General features: G+C 60.2%; 14 protein-coding genes. 6 read left to right on the top strand and 8 right to left on the bottom strand.

Translation table 11 applies throughout. From position 1 onward, the window contains the following. Both purQ and purL read left to right on the top strand, forming a co-directional pair. Positions 1-647 (top strand): phosphoribosylformylglycinamidine synthase I (gene purQ / locus IIC71_13855; protein ID MCH7670265.1); only part of this gene is annotated, 647 nt, incomplete at its 5' end. Then, the gene (gene purL / locus IIC71_13850) at positions 644-2,848 is read left to right on the top strand and encodes a phosphoribosylformylglycinamidine synthase subunit PurL (GenBank protein ID MCH7670264.1); all 2,205 of its coding nucleotides are present in this window, start codon (positions 644-646) and stop codon (positions 2,846-2,848) included. The genes purQ and purL, both read left to right, overlap by 4 nt. A gap of 21 nt (positions 2,849-2,869) precedes the next feature. Here the strand turns inward: purL and IIC71_13845 are convergent, their stop codons facing one another. Continuing rightward, positions 2,870-3,154 (bottom strand): DUF1330 domain-containing protein, encoded by a 285-nt coding sequence (locus IIC71_13845; GenBank protein ID MCH7670263.1) that lies wholly within the window; start codon positions 3,152-3,154, stop codon positions 2,870-2,872. Between the two features lie 31 nt (positions 3,155-3,185). Further along, complete coding sequence (locus IIC71_13840) at positions 3,186-3,629, bottom strand: SRPBCC family protein (protein ID MCH7670262.1); 444 nt, start codon at positions 3,627-3,629, stop codon at positions 3,186-3,188. Positions 3,630-3,733: 104 nt separating this feature from the next. On the opposite strand from IIC71_13840, the gene IIC71_13835 reads away from it, so the two are divergent. Next, on the top strand, positions 3,734-4,360 hold the full coding sequence (locus IIC71_13835; GenBank protein MCH7670261.1) for a LysE family translocator: 627 nt from the start codon (positions 3,734-3,736) through the stop codon (positions 4,358-4,360). Positions 4,361-4,411: 51 nt separating this feature from the next. Here IIC71_13835 and IIC71_13830 read toward each other — a convergent pair whose 3' ends face one another. From IIC71_13830 to IIC71_13820, 3 genes are all read right to left on the bottom strand, one after another. Beyond that, entirely contained in the window at positions 4,412-5,554 is a 1,143-nt protein-coding gene (locus tag IIC71_13830) for an acyl-CoA dehydrogenase family protein (GenBank protein ID MCH7670260.1), read from the bottom strand. Positions 5,555-5,649: 95 nt separating this feature from the next. Next, positions 5,650-5,850, bottom strand: coding sequence for a hypothetical protein (locus IIC71_13825; GenBank protein ID MCH7670259.1), 201 nt, complete (start codon positions 5,848-5,850; stop codon positions 5,650-5,652). A 124-nt stretch (positions 5,851-5,974) separates the two neighbouring features. Next, entirely contained in the window at positions 5,975-6,880 is a 906-nt protein-coding gene (locus IIC71_13820; GenBank protein ID MCH7670258.1) for a branched-chain amino acid transaminase, read from the bottom strand. A gap of 90 nt (positions 6,881-6,970) precedes the next feature. Between IIC71_13820 and typA the strand changes: the two genes are divergently transcribed. After that, complete coding sequence (gene typA, locus IIC71_13815; GenBank protein ID MCH7670257.1) at positions 6,971-8,797, top strand: translational GTPase TypA; 1,827 nt, start codon at positions 6,971-6,973, stop codon at positions 8,795-8,797. Positions 8,798-8,910: 113 nt separating this feature from the next. Then, positions 8,911-9,363, top strand: a complete 453-nt coding sequence (locus IIC71_13810) for an META domain-containing protein (protein ID MCH7670256.1) — start codon at positions 8,911-8,913, stop codon at positions 9,361-9,363. Positions 9,364-9,520: 157 nt separating this feature from the next. Here the strand turns inward: IIC71_13810 and IIC71_13805 are convergent, their stop codons facing one another. Further along, positions 9,521-10,945: a DEAD/DEAH box helicase gene (locus IIC71_13805; GenBank protein MCH7670255.1), complete on the bottom strand. Its 1,425-nt coding sequence runs from the start codon at positions 10,943-10,945 to the stop codon at positions 9,521-9,523. Positions 10,946-11,081: 136 nt separating this feature from the next. Beyond that, the gene (locus tag IIC71_13800) at positions 11,082-11,861 is read right to left on the bottom strand and encodes a DUF2974 domain-containing protein (GenBank protein ID MCH7670254.1); all 780 of its coding nucleotides are present in this window, start codon (positions 11,859-11,861) and stop codon (positions 11,082-11,084) included. Positions 11,862-12,100: 239 nt separating this feature from the next. Between IIC71_13800 and IIC71_13795 the strand changes: the two genes are divergently transcribed. After that, entirely contained in the window at positions 12,101-14,893 is a 2,793-nt protein-coding gene (locus IIC71_13795) for an ATP-dependent DNA helicase UvrD2 (protein MCH7670253.1), read from the top strand. Positions 14,894-14,938: 45 nt separating this feature from the next. Here the strand turns inward: IIC71_13795 and IIC71_13790 are convergent. Further along, positions 14,939-16,640, bottom strand: a 1,702-nt coding sequence (locus tag IIC71_13790; GenBank protein MCH7670252.1) for a flagellar FliJ family protein, incomplete at its 5' end; no start/stop codon positions are given.

Raw genomic sequence — 16,640 nt, 5'->3', positions numbered from 1 at the left:
TGGTGTGGCACCGAGAAACCGACCTTTCCGATTTCTCAGGAGTCGCCCTGCCAGGTGGCTTTGCGCACGGCGATTACCTGCGCACTGGTGCCATTGCACGATTCTCCCCTGTCATGGCGGAGGTCGAACGCGCCGCGCAGATCGGCACACCGATCCTGGGGATCTGCAATGGATTCCAAATCCTGTGCGAGGCAGGCATTCTGCCGGGGGCCCTCGTTGCCAACCGCGACCTCAAGTTCATTTGCCGACCCATCCACGTCCGCGTCGAATCAACCGATTCGGTGCTCACCAACGCGGCAACCGTCGGCGATGTTCTGCGTGTTCCGCTGAATTCGTACGAAGGCAACTACGTCGTTCCCGCCGAGCAGCTCATCGACATTGACAACAGCGGGCAAGTCATCTTGCGCTACTGCGATGAAGACGGAGTCGTTTCGGACCGCACCAATCCAAACGGTTCGACCAACAACATCGCGGGCCTCACCAACAAGCTCGGCAATGTTGCTGCCGTGATGCCTCACCCCGAGCGCGCCACCGAGTCAATCCTCGGTTCAGACGACGGGCGACGCCTCCTCGAAGGTTTTGTGCGGGCAACCAAAACGGCGGTAACCATAGCCAACTCGGTCCCAGCCCACACCGCCTCCGTATGACCGTCGTCACATCGCCCGAAGCCGAAGAGCAGGACCAACCCGCGCACGTCGCACTCGGGATGACCGACGACGAATATGCCCGTGTCATCGAAATCCTCGGCCGCACTCCTCGACCGGCTGAACTGGCGATGTACTCGGTGATGTGGTCTGAGCATTGTTCATACAAGTCTTCCCGCATGCACCTCAGCCGGTTCCCGACAGAGGCACCGTGGGTTGTTGTCGGTCCCGGCGAAAACGCGGGGGTCGTCGACATCGGCGACGGCTGGCTAGCAGCGCTACGCATTGAGTCGCACAACCACCCGTCGTTCGTCGAACCGGTGCAGGGTGCCGCAACCGGTGTCGGTGGAATACTCCGCGACATATTCACAATGGGTGCCAGGCCGGTTGCGTTGTGGGACCCGATTCGTTTCGGACCACTCGACGATGCCAAGAACCGATACCTGTTCAACGGTGTCGTCTCTGGGATCGCCGGTTATGGCAACGCAGTTGGAGTGCCAACCCTCGGCGGAGAAGTGGAGTTCGCCAGCGCATACGCCAAGAACCCGTTGGTCAACGTTATGGCGCTCGGTCTACTCAAGAGGGAGCAGCTCGTTCTCTCTGGTGCGAGCGGTGCGGGGAACATTGCGGTGTTGCTCGGGGCGGCAACGGGTCGTGACGGTATTGGCGGTGCGTCGATCCTAGCGTCGGCATCGTTCGACGAGGGTTCGGGCGCAAAACGGCCCTCTGTACAGGTCGGCGATCCGTTCGAAGAAAAGAAGCTGATCGAGGCGTGCCTTGAGCTGTACGACAAAGGTCTCGTGGTCGCCATCCAAGACCTCGGTGCGGCAGGCATCTCGTGCGCAACATCCGAGTGTGCTGCCAACGGTGCAATGGGGATGGATGTCGACCTCGACAAGGTGCCGCTGCGCGAGCCCGACATGACCGCGGGAGAGATCCTGATGTCAGAGTCCCAAGAGCGCATGCTCGCCATTGTCGAACCTGACAACGTTGACGCCGTACTTGCGGTCGCCGATAAATGGGAGATTCACGGCACCGCAATCGGCACGGTCGTAGAAGGTGGTCAGCTCACCGTGCATCATCACGGTGAGATCGTTGCTGAACTTCCGGCTGCATCCCTCAGCGAGGACGCACCGAGGTATGACCGTCCGTCGCAGCGCCCAGCCTCCATCGACATTCTCCACGCTGCCATACTCCCCCTTCCCGAATCGATCGACGTCGCCGCGACTTTGCTGAAGTTGCTCGACGACCCGGCGATTGCCGACAAGTCGTGGATCTACCAGCAGTACGACCACCAACTGTTCCTCCAGACCGTGATCGCACCAGGACACGACGCCTCGCTGATGCGCATCAAGGGAACGACCAAGGGCCTTGCGGTGTCCACCGACGGCGACGGGTATCTCTGCGCCATGGACCCGCGTCGCGGTGGTGCGCGGATCGTCTACGAAGCGGCGTTGAACGTTGCAATGACGGGGGCGAAGCCGATGTGTGTTGTCGACAACCTCAACTTTGGCAACCCCGAAAACCCAGAAGTCATGTGGCAGCTCACCGAAACAATTGAGGGCATCTCGCAGGCGTGCGAGAATCTCGGACTACCGGTGGTCGGCGGCAACGTGTCCTTGTATAACCAGACCGACGGTACCGACATTTACCCGACCCCGGTGGTTGGGGTGCTCGGGTACACGCCCGACATGTCAACCAAGCCGCCCCGCCTCGATGCCGCACGAGACGGTATGGAGCTTTTCCTCATTGGAGGTATGGGGGGCGAGGACTTCGCCGCATCCGCATTCGCCCGGGTGGTTCTTGGTGAGTCGGCGGGCCGGCCGTATGACGTCAATCACGCTGTGGGTGGCGCCGTCATAACGTTGGCTGTCCGTTTAGCGGACGCCGGTGTCCCGGTGCTGCACGATGTCGGGTCGGGGGGCCTCGCCGTAGCTGTTGCGGAAATCTGTTTCGCCTCCAACATCGGTGTCTCGCTCGATGTTGAAAGTTGGGAACAACTCTTCTCAGAGGAACCCCACCGTCTGCTCGCCGTTGTCCCAACGGGATTCGAGTGGTCGATGTACCTGAATGACGATATTGACCCCCTACACATCGGCACGTTCGGCGGCGAAACACTGTCGTTCGGGACGCTTGGCGAAGTCGACCTTGCCGAGGCGCACCAGACGTGGGGGGACGCAATCCCCCGACGCCTGGGGCAGTAGCCGCTGGGAGTCCGGCGGTCGTCAACTCTCCATAACGGAGATGGTCATCGTCGCTGCATCTGCCCTTGCTTGTTTCGCGGCGCCGTATTCGTCCGAGTCGTACCACGCATCAACCGCTTCGGCCGACGGAAACTTGAGGAGTACGAAGTTCGTCAGCTCGTCGCCTCCCTCGAGCTGGCGAGTCTCAGCACCCTTCGCCACAAGCTTGCCACCGTGGGACGTTGTCGTCGGACCGGCGAGTTCTCGATATCTCTCAAAACGGGCCTCATCGGTGATCCGGTAGCGGACGAGTGCGTATGTAGCCATTGTCTTTGTCTCCTTGATTCGACGGGGAATGTTACGCGGCGGCTGATTCGATCGCGGCGCGGATGTCGTTGATGCTCTGATCGATGACAGGCTCGAGGACTTCAGCGATCGAATGCGGCATGACGTCTGTCTCCCAGATGAAAACGGCCTTGTCGCCGTCGGCCACAGCCCGCCAGGAAGAGCTGTGATGCTCGAAACCGAACGGCCCCTCGACAATGGAGTACGCGACCCGCCGGCGCTCCTGATCGATTGAGACAATCAACTCTCGTAGCTCGCCGCCACCGTCCATTGCGCATGTACGGAAGTCTCCATCTATCTCGGCGCTCTCGAGGTAGCTGAGCAGCTTGTCGACGTTAGCGACGTCGCTGAGTGCCTCCCAGAGTTTGTCGACGGAGACATCAATTTCGGCTTCTCTGTAGATCGTTGCGATGGGAAAGTCCTTTGGTCGGCGAACGTTGGAGCGAGTCTTACGCACGGACCTGTGCGGACGCTGTGGAGGTTCTGTGTGCCAGACCTCCCCGCGCGTTCTCACAAGGTGCCAACCCAGGACACAGCCATATCCCTGGTAGCCTGCCGGAAATGTTGGACACCTCTACCCTGCTCGTCTTCATCGCCGCGTCGATCGTCTTGGCTGTTGTGCCCGGCCCGGGAGTTCTGTACATCGTGGGCCGTTCGGTCGACGGTGGAAGGAGAAGCGGTCTCGCTGCGGCAGCCGGTGTGGGTGCCGGCAACATGGTGCATGCCCTCGCCGCTGCCCTTGGGCTGTCGGCGGTGATTGGGCAATCGGCAACTGCGTTCACGGTGATCAAGCTCGGCGGTGCCGCTTACTTGATCGCCGTCGGCATCATCCGGCTCGCGACCCCAACGGACACAGGTTCCGAACTCTCGACCGGTAGTAGCGACAGGGCGCGGGTCTTTCGCGGTGCCATGATCGTGGCGACTCTCAACCCGAAGACAGCGCTGTTCTTCCTTGCATTCGTTCCACAGTTCCTCCGCCCCGAGAACGGGTCCACGGCAGTGCAAGCTGCACTTCTCGGAGCCACTTTCGTGACGATCGCCCTGATCAGCGACTCGGTATACGCAATGGCAGCCGGAAGTCTCGGACAGTCGCTGCGCACAAGCCGTCGCTTTGCGCAATTCCGCCGCTGGTTCACCGGCGGCACCTTCGTATCACTCGGATTGGTCGCTGCTACCCGCAAGAACTGAGGGTCGACGCGCTTCACCCGCAATGCTCCTGTCTGGCTGAGATGTTGCGTACTACGCGACCGGTAAACCTAGACCGCGGGCGATGACGAGACGTTGGATCTCGGAGGTGCCTTCGCCGATTTCGAGGATCTTGGCGTCGCGGTAGAAGCGGGACACAAGGGTTTCGTCCATAAAGCCGTACCCGCCGAAAATCTGGGTCGCGATCCGCGCGGCGCTCACTGCCGCCTCGGACGAGTACAGCTTGGCGATGGCCGCCGCCTGCTTGATAGGGCGCCCCTGATCCTTCAGCCACGCTGCCTTGTAGGTCAGCATGCGGGCGCTCTCTGCCATCACCTCAAGATCGGCTATCTGGAAGGACACACCCTGGTTCACGCCGATGGGTTTCCCGAATGTTTTGCGCTGCTTGGCGTACGACACACATTCCTCCAAACACCCCTGAATGAGTCCCACGGCGAGAGCAGAAATCGCGATCCTGCCGTCATCGAGCGTCGCAAGAAACTGGCGGAACCCCCTGCCGCGCTCCCCGAGCAGATTCTCCGCTGGCACCCGACAATCGGTGAAGCTCAATCCGTGAGTGTCTGAAGCGTGCCACCCCATCTTGCGGTACTGGGGCTCGACGTGGAACCCGGGTGTCCCACTCGGCACAATGATTGTCGATATCTCGTTGTCGCCGGTGACCGCCGTCACCGTTACCAACGATGTCAAGGTTGACCCCGAGTTCGTTATGAAGGCCTTGGTGCCGTTGATGACCCACTCGTCGCCGTCGAGCACAGCCTGAGTCTTTGTAGCACCGGCGTCCGACCCGGCGTCGGGTTCTGTCAGACCGAAACCGGCGAGAGCCTTGCCTTGCATGAGGTCGGGCAGCCAACGGTCCTTCTGTTCATCAGTGCCGAACTCAACTATCGGGTTGATGCCGAGACCAACCGCAGCCTCGAGGGTGATGCCCATGGATTGGTCAACACGACCAAGCTCCTCGATAGCGACACACAGACTCGTGAAATCCCCACCGCCACCACCGATGTCCTCGGGAAAGGCGAGCCCCATGAACCCGAGTTCACCCATCTGAAGAACCGTGTCAACGGGGAACACATGATCTCTGTCCCACTGCTCTGCGTGGGGCCGTATCTCGGCCTCGGCGAACTCGCGCACGACAGCTCTGAAGTCCTCATGATCCTGTGTGAGCTCAAAACCCATGACCCCTCCAAACGTGACGACGGTACGACGGGACCAACTTAACGTCAACCCGTCAATCATGGGCGACAAGATCTCGAGTGTTGCTGGAGTTTTGCCTAGGCGGAGTCTCGGGTCTTGCCGTAGAACAGGTTCCGCAGGCGGGCTTCTACCTCTTCGGCATCGGCCTCGTCAAAACCTGCTCCCTCCAGAGAACGGAGGCGGTTACGAATCCTCCGGTCGTGTTCATCCTTCGAAGGGCCTACGATGTTCTGGACGACCTCGAGCGTCGTCTTTTGATTGCGTCGTCGAAGTCTCATGGACGTACTGTCGGCAAATCGATCGCAAAACCTAAACGACGATTTTCGCGGCCCGCGAAACAGGCGAACACCGGGAACAAATCGAGGAATGCCGGGTCCCGACGTCGTGAGCCACGCCCACGAGCTACCAGACCGGAGTGAGCCATTCCATCCGATGTTCCACCCGTCCGTGGGTGACATCGTCGTAATGCTGACGAATTAACTTCGTCGTCGCGCCAATCGAGCCATCGCCGACATTTCTGCGATCCACCGAAGCAACGGGTGTCACTTCCGCACCGGTTCCGCACAGGAATATCTCGTCGGCGCTGTACAACTCGGTCCGCCCAATGGGGCGCTCCACGAACTCAAGCCCAAGATCCTGAGTGGCGAGCGAGATCAACGACTGGCGTGTGATGCCATCCAGATTGTCCTCGGTCGAGGGAGGCGAGAACAGCACGCCGTCACGAACTAGGAAAATGTGCTCAGCGCTTCCCTCAGACACCTTGCCTGCATCGGTCAGCATGATCGCCTCGTCAAAACCGTTGTCGAGAGCTTCCTGCCGGGCAAGGGCACTGTTGACGTAGCCGCCGGTCGGTTTGGCACGCGCCGGCACCGCATTGTCGGACGAACGGCGCCACGATGACACGCAAACGTTGATCGGATCATCTGAAAGGTACCGGCTCAGCGGCATGGTGTATGCAATAAAACTCGTGGTCGACGGATCGAGAATCGGGGCCAATTCGTTGGAGTTGTGGAGCAGCAAAGGACGCATGTACACGTCGTAGTGCGCCTCGTTGCGCCGCAACAGCTCCAGCAAGACGTCACGGACCACCGCAGGGTCGGGGAGCTTCAGGTGCAGGATCTTCGCCTGATACCCGAGACGGTGGATGTGGCGATCGAGACGGAACACATACACCTGCTCGCCATCATCGGCGAGGTAGCCACGAATGCCGGCGAAGCAGCCCAGACCATAGTTCAAAGCGCGCGAGCGGACATTGACGGTCGCGTCCGCGTCGTCGACCCAATCTCCGTCGATGTATGTGATTCCCATACACAAAGATTAGTCCACCGGACGCCGAGCAACCCGTAGGGGTCATTCGCAAGATCGACATCTGGTGCCAGCAGCTACTATTGCACCCCTATGTCCGACTCATCCTTTCGAAATATCGCTCTCATCGCGCATGTCGACCACGGGAAAACCACTCTTATCGATGCCATGCTGCGCGCCACAGACGTGTTCGCCGCACACGAAAAGCGCGTCGATCGCATCATGGACTCCAGCGACCAGGAACGTGAACGCGGCATCACGATTCTCGCCAAGGCCGCGTCCATCGTGTGGAAGGGCACCAAGATCAATATCGTGGACACACCCGGCCACGCCGACTTCGGTGGCGAGGTCGAACGTGCACTTGAGCTTGTCGACGGCGTGTTGCTTCTCGTTGACGCCGCGGAAGGGCCGATGCCGCAGACCCGCTACGTTTTGTCGAAGGCCCTTGGACACCACATACCGACAGTTGTCGTGCTCAACAAGGTTGATCGATCTGACGCCCGCCCAGAGGAAGTCATCGACGATATCTACGAGCTGTTCTTCGATCTCGATGCGTCGGATCACCACATCGAGTTCCCGATCGTTTCGGCGATTGCTCGCGAAGGCAAGGCAGTGGCTGGCATTGGAGTGCCGGGAGAGGACGCTGATCTGGCCCCCATTCTCGACGCAATCCTGGAAACCATCCCTGCCCCGCAAGGAGACTCGGATGCCCCGCTCCAGGCTATTGTCACCAACCTCGATGCGTCTGATTATCTCGGCCGTCTCGCCATCGGCCGTGTCATTGAAGGAACGCTGAGAGCAGGCGAGCAGATCGCGCTTTGCCAAGATTCTGACGGGGCACCGATCAAACGCCGTCTCACTCAACTCATGGGGTTCGAAGGTCTCGGCCGCGAAGATGTTGCCGAGAGAGTTGCCGGCGACCTCTTCATCGTTGCGGGTTTCCCAGAAGTCGAGATCGGCGACACGCTTGCAGACCCTGACGACCCGCAGCCACTCCCCCGCCTCAAAGTGGACGAGCCAGTGCTGCGCATGACGTTCGGAGTGAACACATCACCACTGGCGGGTAGGGACGGAAAGTTCTTGACCTCCCGACAGATCCGCGACCGCCTCGAAAGAGAAGTCCTTGGAAACGTGTCGATCAAGATCCGCGATACCTCGTCACCAGAAATCATCGAGGTCGCTGGTCGCGGTGAACTCCAGTTGGCCGTACTCATCGAGTCGATGCGGCGCGAGGGATTTGAGCTTCAGGTGAGTCGTCCTCAGGTCATCGTGAAAGAGATCGACGGGGTTAGGCACGAGCCGGTGGAACGCGCTGTCGTTGATATCCCTGACGAATACGTCGGCGTTGTGACACAGGCGGCAGCGCCACGCAAGGGTCGAGTAGTCGACATGCGCCCTGGTGCAGCTGGCCGCACGATTCTGACCATCACGGCCCCCGCACGGGGTTTGCTCGGTTTTCGTTCTCTCCTCATGACCGCAACCCGGGGCACGGCGCTGCTCAACCAGCGCCACGACGGCTGGATGCCGTGGGCCGGTGAGCTGCCACACCGAACCGGCGGTGCCATGTCGGCGGACCGCATCGGGTCCTCCACAGGATTCGCGCTCGACAACCTTCAAAAGCGCGGCGAGATGTTCATCGGTCCGGTCAGCGACGTGTACGAAGGCATGATTGTCGGGGAATCGACTCGGAATGAAGAGATGGTGGTGAACGTCACCAAGGGCAAACAGCTCACCAATATCCGCACCCACTCAACGGACGACGCGATCAAACTCAAACCGCACAAGGTGATGACCCTCGAGATCGCAATTGAATGGATTGCCGACGATGAGCTCGTCGAAATCACACCTGAGGCGATCCGTGTCCGAAAGCGCTATCTGACTGAATCAGAACGCAAACGGGCTCGCAAGCAGACCGCATAACAGCACCGAGATCTCGTTCGCGACCGAGCGGCTGCGCATTCACTTGCATCCGCTACCTCGGGAACCGATCATGCAGTCAATACGTCCTATCTGTATCGACAACAGGGACCACTATGAAAAAGTCAATCATTCTCCTCGCAGCGATCGCGGTTGTCGCATCCGCATGCGGAAGTTCTTCAACAACCTCGACCACCTCTGCACCGCCAACGACTCAGGGAGCGCAAGGGGAGCAGCCTGCCGATCTCGACGGATCTTGGACGCTTGTGTCCGTCGCCCTCCCGACACAGCAAATCAGTGTTGCGGCGGAGTTTGGTGCTTTGATCGAACTCAACAACGGGGACATGACAGGCAACGGTGGTTGCAACTCGCTGTCAGGCGTCTACACAGCCAGTGCCGGCACCATCACGTTTGGGAATATCACCATGACCGAAATCGGATGTGCCGAAGGCATGGAACTGGAATCAGCTTTCTTCGGCTTGCTCGCCAAGGTCGACACGTACGCGATCGTAGATGGCATCCTCATCCTCCGCCTCGGCACCGAGGAACTGGCGTTCCGCCGAACGTAAACATCGTGAGAGGGGCGACCCCAAAATGGTCTGGGTCGACCAAACTGCGACGCTCTGCCGAATACTTCAGCGAGTGCAACGCCGCGAAGTCTCCGTTGATCTGAACGATCAGCGCCTATTCGCAAGTGGGTCGGTCTCCGGTCCGAGAACTTGCGATCTAACGGCGTCCGCTTTGTGCAGCAACTTTCCGTCTCGGACCTGACGACTTGCTGCCATTCCCAGACCGACTCGCATTGCGGCTACCCGCCCCGCCGGAAGCCTTCTGACCGTTGCGGCTCCCCCTGTGTCCCCCAGATCGAGCACTGCGCGATCGTGAACCCTGACCGTTGCGTTGGCCGCCCTTTTGGTTCCTGGAGCGTCCCCGACTTCCAGAGGAATGCCGCGACCCACCCCGCGACCGGGGGTCTTCCTTGAACCGTCCAACCTGCTCAAACGTCCCAAGCACACCGCCTGCGGCGTCGAATAGGTCGTCGTAGGCAACGCGGGTAACTTCACCCGAAAGGCCCAGCGCCGATTGGAGACGTTGATTAGACCGTCTCTGATCGGGGAGCACAAATGTAACAACGCTTCCCTTCTCCCCCGCCCGTGCGGTCCGCCCGCTGCGATGTAAGTACATCTTGTCGTCCTCCGGCGGGTCCATGTGAACCACAAGAAACACACCATCAACATGGATACCGCGGGCCGCAACATCGGTCGCTACCAACGCATCCGCTTCGCCCTCGGTGAAGGCCCGAAGTGCACGAGTCCTCTGCCCCTGGGTTCGGCCTCCGTGCAATGCAACAGCACTCACACCCTGGTTCTTGAGCTGACGGGTGACCCTGTCAACACCTCTGCGCGTCCGCACAAACACGATTGCTGGTGCGTGATCGTCAATAAGATCCGCCGTGATCAGAATCTTGTCGTTGTTTTCACAGCTCCAGAAGTAGTGAAGGGCATCGCCGGCGTCGGGCTTGTCCGAACCGACCTCGTGTCGTACCGCATCTCGCTGGTACTCCCTGGTCAGGACCGCAACATCGCTGTCGAGGGTCGCGGAAAAGAGAATCGTCTGACGGTCGCTCGGGGTCATGTCGAGGAGTCGCTTTACCTCTGGGAGAAAGCCCATGTCCGCCATCCGATCAGCCTCGTCGATGACCACGAACTTGATGGCGTCGAGCTTTACGGAACCCCTCTCGATGAGGTCCGCGAGTCGTCCAGGGCACGCTATGAGGATCTCGACACCAGCGTGGAGTTTGTGACGCTGCTGGCCGTACGGCACACCGCCGTAAACCGTTGCACAACGAATACCGCGGGCTGCACCGAGTGGCGCAATCTCCCTGCGGATCTGGTCCGCAAGTTCGCGTGTCGGAGAAAGAATCAGGGCTTGGGGGCGTTTTGGTTCAGCGCCGCCGACCATGGTAAGAATCGGAAGTCCAAAGGCAAGGGTCTTCCCAGAACCGGTGGGCGCTCGACCGCACACGTCCTTGCCGGCGAGAAGGTCTGGGATCGCAGATTCCTGGATCGGGAACGGGGTTGTGATGTTTCGTTTGGCGAGACCACGAACGAGATGTTCGGGCACGCCGAGATCGGCAAAAGAAGTTGACATTGTTGTTCCTGACGGCGTCGCCTTACACGGCGAGCGCTTGGTAAGAGAGCTTGGTGGCCCGGACAGGTTCTGCGACCCGGGTCTATCTACACGCTCTCTCCGTGAGTATCAGGATGGAACGCAGCCCCGGACTCTATCAGGGATTCGAGAACGTGTCGAGGCCATTCGTCGGAACATCTTGGGGAACCTCACCGTCAAGAATTGTGCGGTACCGGTCCTTGTCGTGCCATTCGAGTCCGAGAACCTTCGCCGACCTGATATTTCGCACCCGAAACGACCACTCGTCAAAGACCAATCGAAGGGCCGATGCATCCTCAAAAAGTGTCCCATTGTCGTCGTAGTACCACCGCCGACCCGCATGCCGGTAGCCCTGGATTGCAAGCGGTATCCGAGTGACAGGATCGACGAAGTTGATAACCCGAAATATTCGGGACAGCATCCGTAGGTTGATCTCGCGCGCAAACTTCCCCTTGCCAACACGCGGCTGACCAAACGTCACGACACCCTCAACTCGTCTACCCATTTCGAGCACCCGAGCGGCCGCCAGAAGCGCGAGGGCACCTCCGAGACTATGCCCCGTAAACAGCACGTCCTTGTTTGTCGCCAAAATGACAGGCTCAATGTCCCCCCAGACCTTGTTCAGCGCCATCCGAAACCCTGAGTGGACACGCGCCCCGAACTCACCTGGTTCTGTAGAAAAGTCTGCGTCGTAGCGGACGTCATCTGAGTCGTCGGTGCCCCGAAACGCGATGACAAGCTGCGTTTCGTCGGAGACGACATTTACGACGGTCCCGTCGCTCTCAAACTGCGTGAACCCCGACATGCCGAGCAGTTCGCTGCCCGATTTGGCCTCCGCAGGATCCTCATAGGCGAGGATTGCAAGCGCGGCAAGATCCCTCATGATCTCGATATTCATTTTTCCCTCCGATACGTCCGTCCGACTCAGATGAGCGCGCTTACGGGCGCTAGATACGCGCGACACAAGATATCTTGGCAGGCGACGTTTGCGCACCAGACCGGTCTGGAAACGTCGATTACGGAGCTTCCATGTCACCGCATTTGGAGTGTTCGGCGCGGCTGTACTTGCTGACGGCAACGCTAGGAGGGCGGTATACGGGCGGCGGGGGTGTCACACGTCGTCTGTATTCTTATTCCATGACCGTCTTCGCCCCAAACGTACTCGGTCGCGGTGTCGTGATAACAGAGGGCGCCAATCCACCGAGTCCCTGGCTAGAAGCACCCAGAACACTCATAGACGACGAGACGCTACAAAGCCCAAAACGGCGAAACGAGCTGATCGACTCCCTGCACCGGCTGTGGGTGTCGCGCACGCCGCACGTCATCGAATGGGCCTGTGACAACGCCGCTCTCGGCATACACGAGACCGATGAACGCCCGGTGTACGAAGTTCCGCTCAACTGGCTACCACCGCTCGAACGTCTCAGATTCCTGTGTTTCTCGAACAACTACGACGCACGCGGCGACGAAATCGTCTGGTGGTGGAGCCGAAAAGCGGAAGCGTACATTGCGTGCTCGCCATCCGATGTTGCCGACGCTGTGATTGATGGTGTGGATACATGGATCGATGGTGGACCCCGCCAGCCGCTCGATCAGCTCCTCGACCGACCAATGGTGTCATACGAGACCGTTGAATTGGGCTCCACTGCCTCGGCGCCGGTCCTCGGCACGTCCGCGGACGACCTAGCGACCGATCAGCGCGAAGCCGTCGAACACGGTGTCGGTGCCGCACGCATCATCGCACCGGCAGGGTCCGGAAAGACCCGGACCCTGGCGGCACGTCTTCGCCTCCTACTGGACAGCCGTGGAGTATCGCCAACGGCCATCACGGCCCTCGCCTACAACGATCGCGCTGCCGCGGAACTGCGCGAACGTCTCGGTGTTGGTCGAGACTTGGCTCGGACGATCCACTCCCTAGGTTGGGAGATACTCCGCAACGCCTGGCCGGGCATGGAACTCATTGGTGAACCCGAAGTGAGGAGGGTGCTAGAACGGTTCATCACAGTGCCCCGTCGTTCGAACACGGATGTTATGGGGCCGTATGTAGAAGCCCTCGACCGCGTCCGAGCTGGGCTCGTCGACCCCGCCACGGTGGAGTCTGAACGAGACGACATACCCGGTTTTGCTGTTGCGTTCGAGCAATACCGGGCTTATCTATACCATCAGGGAAGCGTCGATCACGGCGAACAGGTGTATGGCGCTATCGAGGCGCTGTTGCGCGACTCGGATCTGCGACAAAGGTGGCAGCAGCGGTGCCGCCACCTACTTGTGGACGAGTTCCAAGATCTCACGCCAGCGTTTCTGTTGTTGATCCGTCTGGTCGCGTCACCGGAACTCAACGTCTTTGCCGTCGGCGATGACGATCAGGTGATCTACGGTTACGCCGGTGCGGATCCATCTTTCCTGATCGACTTTGACGATTACTTCCCCGGCGCAGGCCAACACATGCTGACAACCAACTACCGGTGCCCGGTTCCCGTGGTAGACGCAACCATGAATCTCTTATCGCACAACCAACGCCGCATCGACAAGAAGATCTCCAGCCACAGCAGCATCTCCGCCAAGGACTCGCTCGCCGTCACACGCGTCTCGACCGATTCCCTTGCACCAGAGGCGGCCGCAATCATCAACAACTGGCGCGACGGTGGCCGCTCTCTTGAAGACATTGCAGTTCTGTCACGGGTGAATGCAGCGCTGATTCCGGTAAAAGCGGCTCTCGCCGAGACCGGCGTTCCAACGAAGGACAACATCACAGCCCAATCGCTGCAACGAACCGCGGCTCGTGCCCTGTTTGCGTGGCTTCGGGTGGCGATGCGCCCGGACACGCTCTCACGTCAAGATGTCATGGACATCGTCCGCCGACCATCGCGCGGCTTGAACCTCGCGGCAACCGAGTATCTCCCCAGGGGACGGTTCGCGCTCGACGATCTAGGTGCCGTAAGCGGCCGGCTAGATGACAAACCGGCGCGGCGCTGGGACGAGTTTGTCGCCGACATTCTCTCGGCGGCAGCTGTGGCACAAACCGGCGACTCCCTCGCAACGATCCGCCACATCACTACGACGATCGGCCTTGCTTCGGCGGCCGGGGGCCTTGACAGTGGACGAACGAACGCGTCAAGACCTAGCCACACGGACGATCTTGTCGCCATCGAAAGATGCGCTGCCCTCCACCGCAACCTCGACGACTTTCAGCCGTGGCTCGTCGACACGTTAAACATTCCGTCAGACCCCGCTGGCGTGCTCTTGTCATCAGTACACCGCGTCAAGGGCATGGAGTGGCCGCACGTCATCGTGTTCGGGGCAGACGCGGGAACGATCCCCCATGCGTTGTCTGAAGACCATGAGGAGGAGCGTAGGGTGTTCCACGTCGCCATCACTCGCGGAATTGAGCAGGTGACGGTCTTGGCATCGCGGGAGCGTCCTTCTCCTTTCTTGCGCGAATTGACCAAGCGGGCCTCCGCAACTGACCGAAAAGTCGAACCGAAACGGACGTCCGCCGCGATACCAAAGCGTGGGGGGACCAGACGCGGCAAGACGATCGTTGCAGGGGACCGTGTGTCAGTTTTCGGGTATGAGGCGACCGTGCTTTCCGTCGAGGGTCCCAACCTGGAGATCCGACTCGACGGCGGCGCAACCATGACCGCCAAGGTGACCGAGATTAGAAAGGTACTCCCCCGCACATTGACCCACGGCCCACGAGACGAGCGCGTCGTCGAGGTGTTGAAGGAATGGCGGCTCGAGACATCGCAGTCGCTGTCGGTCCCTGCATACGTCGTGTTACACGACAAGACAATCGACGAGATTGCGTCGGCGAAACCTGCGACCGAAGCCGATCTGCTCGCAATTGCCGGCATCGGTGCCAACAAACTTGAACATTACGGCGACGACATCCTCAGGATTGTGCAAGAACAATCTGAAGACAGCGGTTGAGCGCCGCACCGATCGCGCAACAAGTACGCGGACCGCGTGACGGACCTACTTGCAGTCTCCGGGCGGGTTCGCCTCTTCCCAATCGGCGATCGCTTGGACAGACCGTGTGATCCTGTTCCGCCCATGCGCCGTCAACCGGCGGATCTCCCGCTGAGTGTTGAACCTTTCCCGGTCACCCTGGAGTGTGAACGGGCCGCGATCGCGGGAGGGGTCCTTTTCCAACGTGCCAACGTCGTATACATTCACCCTTGTCACACACTCCCACGCACCGTTACGGCACTCCCAAATTTGTGTGGGTTGGATTGACACCACCTGATAGAAGTATGCCGGGCGTAGATACACCGTGACATTCCCGCCCATCCACTCCGTAATCTTGTCCGCAACGAGCGCACCGAGACTGGCGGTAGCAGAAAGGCCCGTTGCAACGACCTCCGGCAGACTCGTTGGGATGCTGGGAATAATCTTTGCTTCGCCCAGTGCCGCAAGTGCGCCTGTCGCGCCACCGGTCACGGCTTCCACTGACCCCTTTACCATCTTGCCGGACTGGAAGGAACCCACTGCTGAGGCGGCACTCGAACCGGCTCCGGCACCGCCCAACAGGCTGCCGATCGTGCCGAGCACCAGCGCGGCGTCCTTAAGCCCCGCGGACATTCCGGCGCCGTGCTCAGCAGAGCTGTGCTGCGAAGCAGGGTCGATTGTCACTATGACGTCAAAATCGACATACAACTTGAAGGTCACGGGCGGGCCAACGGCAACCGCCACCGGGTCGGGTTGCCCCTCCGCGTCACATCCGGTGTTCTCACGTGGTTCGCTTGATATCGGTGGAGCCAACAAGGACGCAGGTTCCGGAGGAACCGTGCCGCCATCCACTCCTCCGTCGACTGGAGATTCAGGAGCTGTCGTCGGCGGACGTGACGCTGTCGCGGCGCCGATGCACGCCTCGTATGCTGCTCGAGCGGAATCTTCCGCTTCGACCGCAGCGTTATAGGTCTCCAGCCGCTCGTCGACCTCCACCTTCGCCCGTGCCAACTCCTCCTGCGCCCCCTCTATCTGCCGGTCGAGGGCGTCGATCATGCCCTGGAGGCCTTCGACTCCGATGAGTTGGCCATCAAGCCGCACCATGTCAAGGCCGCCGATGCCACCGCGGGGTCCGTTCATGGCATCAACGTACTCGGCTCGCATCGCCTCAAGCTCCATGACACGCAGCGATCTAGCCTGGAAATTCTCATATGAGGAACCGAGGAACTCCTCAGCTATCTTGCGCCGTCGTTCGGCGTCCTTCCACTCGCGCAGCAGTCGATCACAGTCTGTCGTCGGAGAGTCGTCATCTCTCCTGGCAAAGTAGAGCAAGCTTCCACCGAGAAGCGCAATAGCCACACCACTGGGTATCCACGGGAATGAACCTCCAGAATCGTCGTCGACCGATGCCGGGTCACCTCCTGGCAGTGTGGTGGTAACGAGGGGGGCCTCGGTCGTCGTCGTCGTCGTGGTAGTAGTAGTGGTGACGAGGGGGGCCTCGGTCGTCGTAGTGGTGGTTGTGGTTGTCGAAGTCGTAGTCGTCGGTAGCGGTTGCGGGGCCAAAGTGATACCGGGAGGGAAGCTCAGCAGATCATTTACCGTCCTAGGGACCTGTGGAAAGGCATTGATCACCGAAAGGCATGTCTCGCATGCACCGTAGGAACCATCGTGGACATGAGAAGCAAACGCCCACCGCATATCACCAGGACCACCGTACATCTCGAGCGTC

This window comes from Acidobacteriota bacterium (genome assembly GCA_022562055.1).
Classification (GTDB): domain Bacteria; phylum Actinomycetota; class Acidimicrobiia; order Spongiisociales; family UBA5794; genus BMS3BBIN02.
The sequence above is the reverse complement of the archived record's forward strand: the minus strand, read 5'-3'. Positions and strand labels throughout refer to the sequence as shown.

Bases quoted from the DNA above. Each gene is read 5' to 3' on its own strand.
- purL (MCH7670264.1), top strand. From the start codon at position 644: ATGACCGTCGTCACATCGCCCGAAGCCGAAGAGCAGGACCAACCCGCG.
- IIC71_13845 (MCH7670263.1), bottom strand. From the start codon at position 3,154: ATGGCTACATACGCACTCGTCCGCTACCGGATCACCGATGAGGCCCGT.
- IIC71_13835 (MCH7670261.1), top strand. From the start codon at position 3,734: ATGTTGGACACCTCTACCCTGCTCGTCTTCATCGCCGCGTCGATCGTC.
- IIC71_13830 (MCH7670260.1), bottom strand. From the start codon at position 5,554: ATGGGTTTTGAGCTCACACAGGATCATGAGGACTTCAGAGCTGTCGTG.
- IIC71_13825 (MCH7670259.1), bottom strand. From the start codon at position 5,850: ATGAGACTTCGACGACGCAATCAAAAGACGACGCTCGAGGTCGTCCAG.
- IIC71_13820 (MCH7670258.1), bottom strand. From the start codon at position 6,880: ATGGGAATCACATACATCGACGGAGATTGGGTCGACGACGCGGACGCG.
- typA (MCH7670257.1), top strand. From the start codon at position 6,971: ATGTCCGACTCATCCTTTCGAAATATCGCTCTCATCGCGCATGTCGAC.
- IIC71_13810 (MCH7670256.1), top strand. From the start codon at position 8,911: ATGAAAAAGTCAATCATTCTCCTCGCAGCGATCGCGGTTGTCGCATCC.
- IIC71_13805 (MCH7670255.1), bottom strand. From the start codon at position 10,945: ATGTCAACTTCTTTTGCCGATCTCGGCGTGCCCGAACATCTCGTTCGT.
- IIC71_13800 (MCH7670254.1), bottom strand. From the start codon at position 11,861: ATGAATATCGAGATCATGAGGGATCTTGCCGCGCTTGCAATCCTCGCC.
- IIC71_13795 (MCH7670253.1), top strand. From the start codon at position 12,101: ATGACCGTCTTCGCCCCAAACGTACTCGGTCGCGGTGTCGTGATAACA.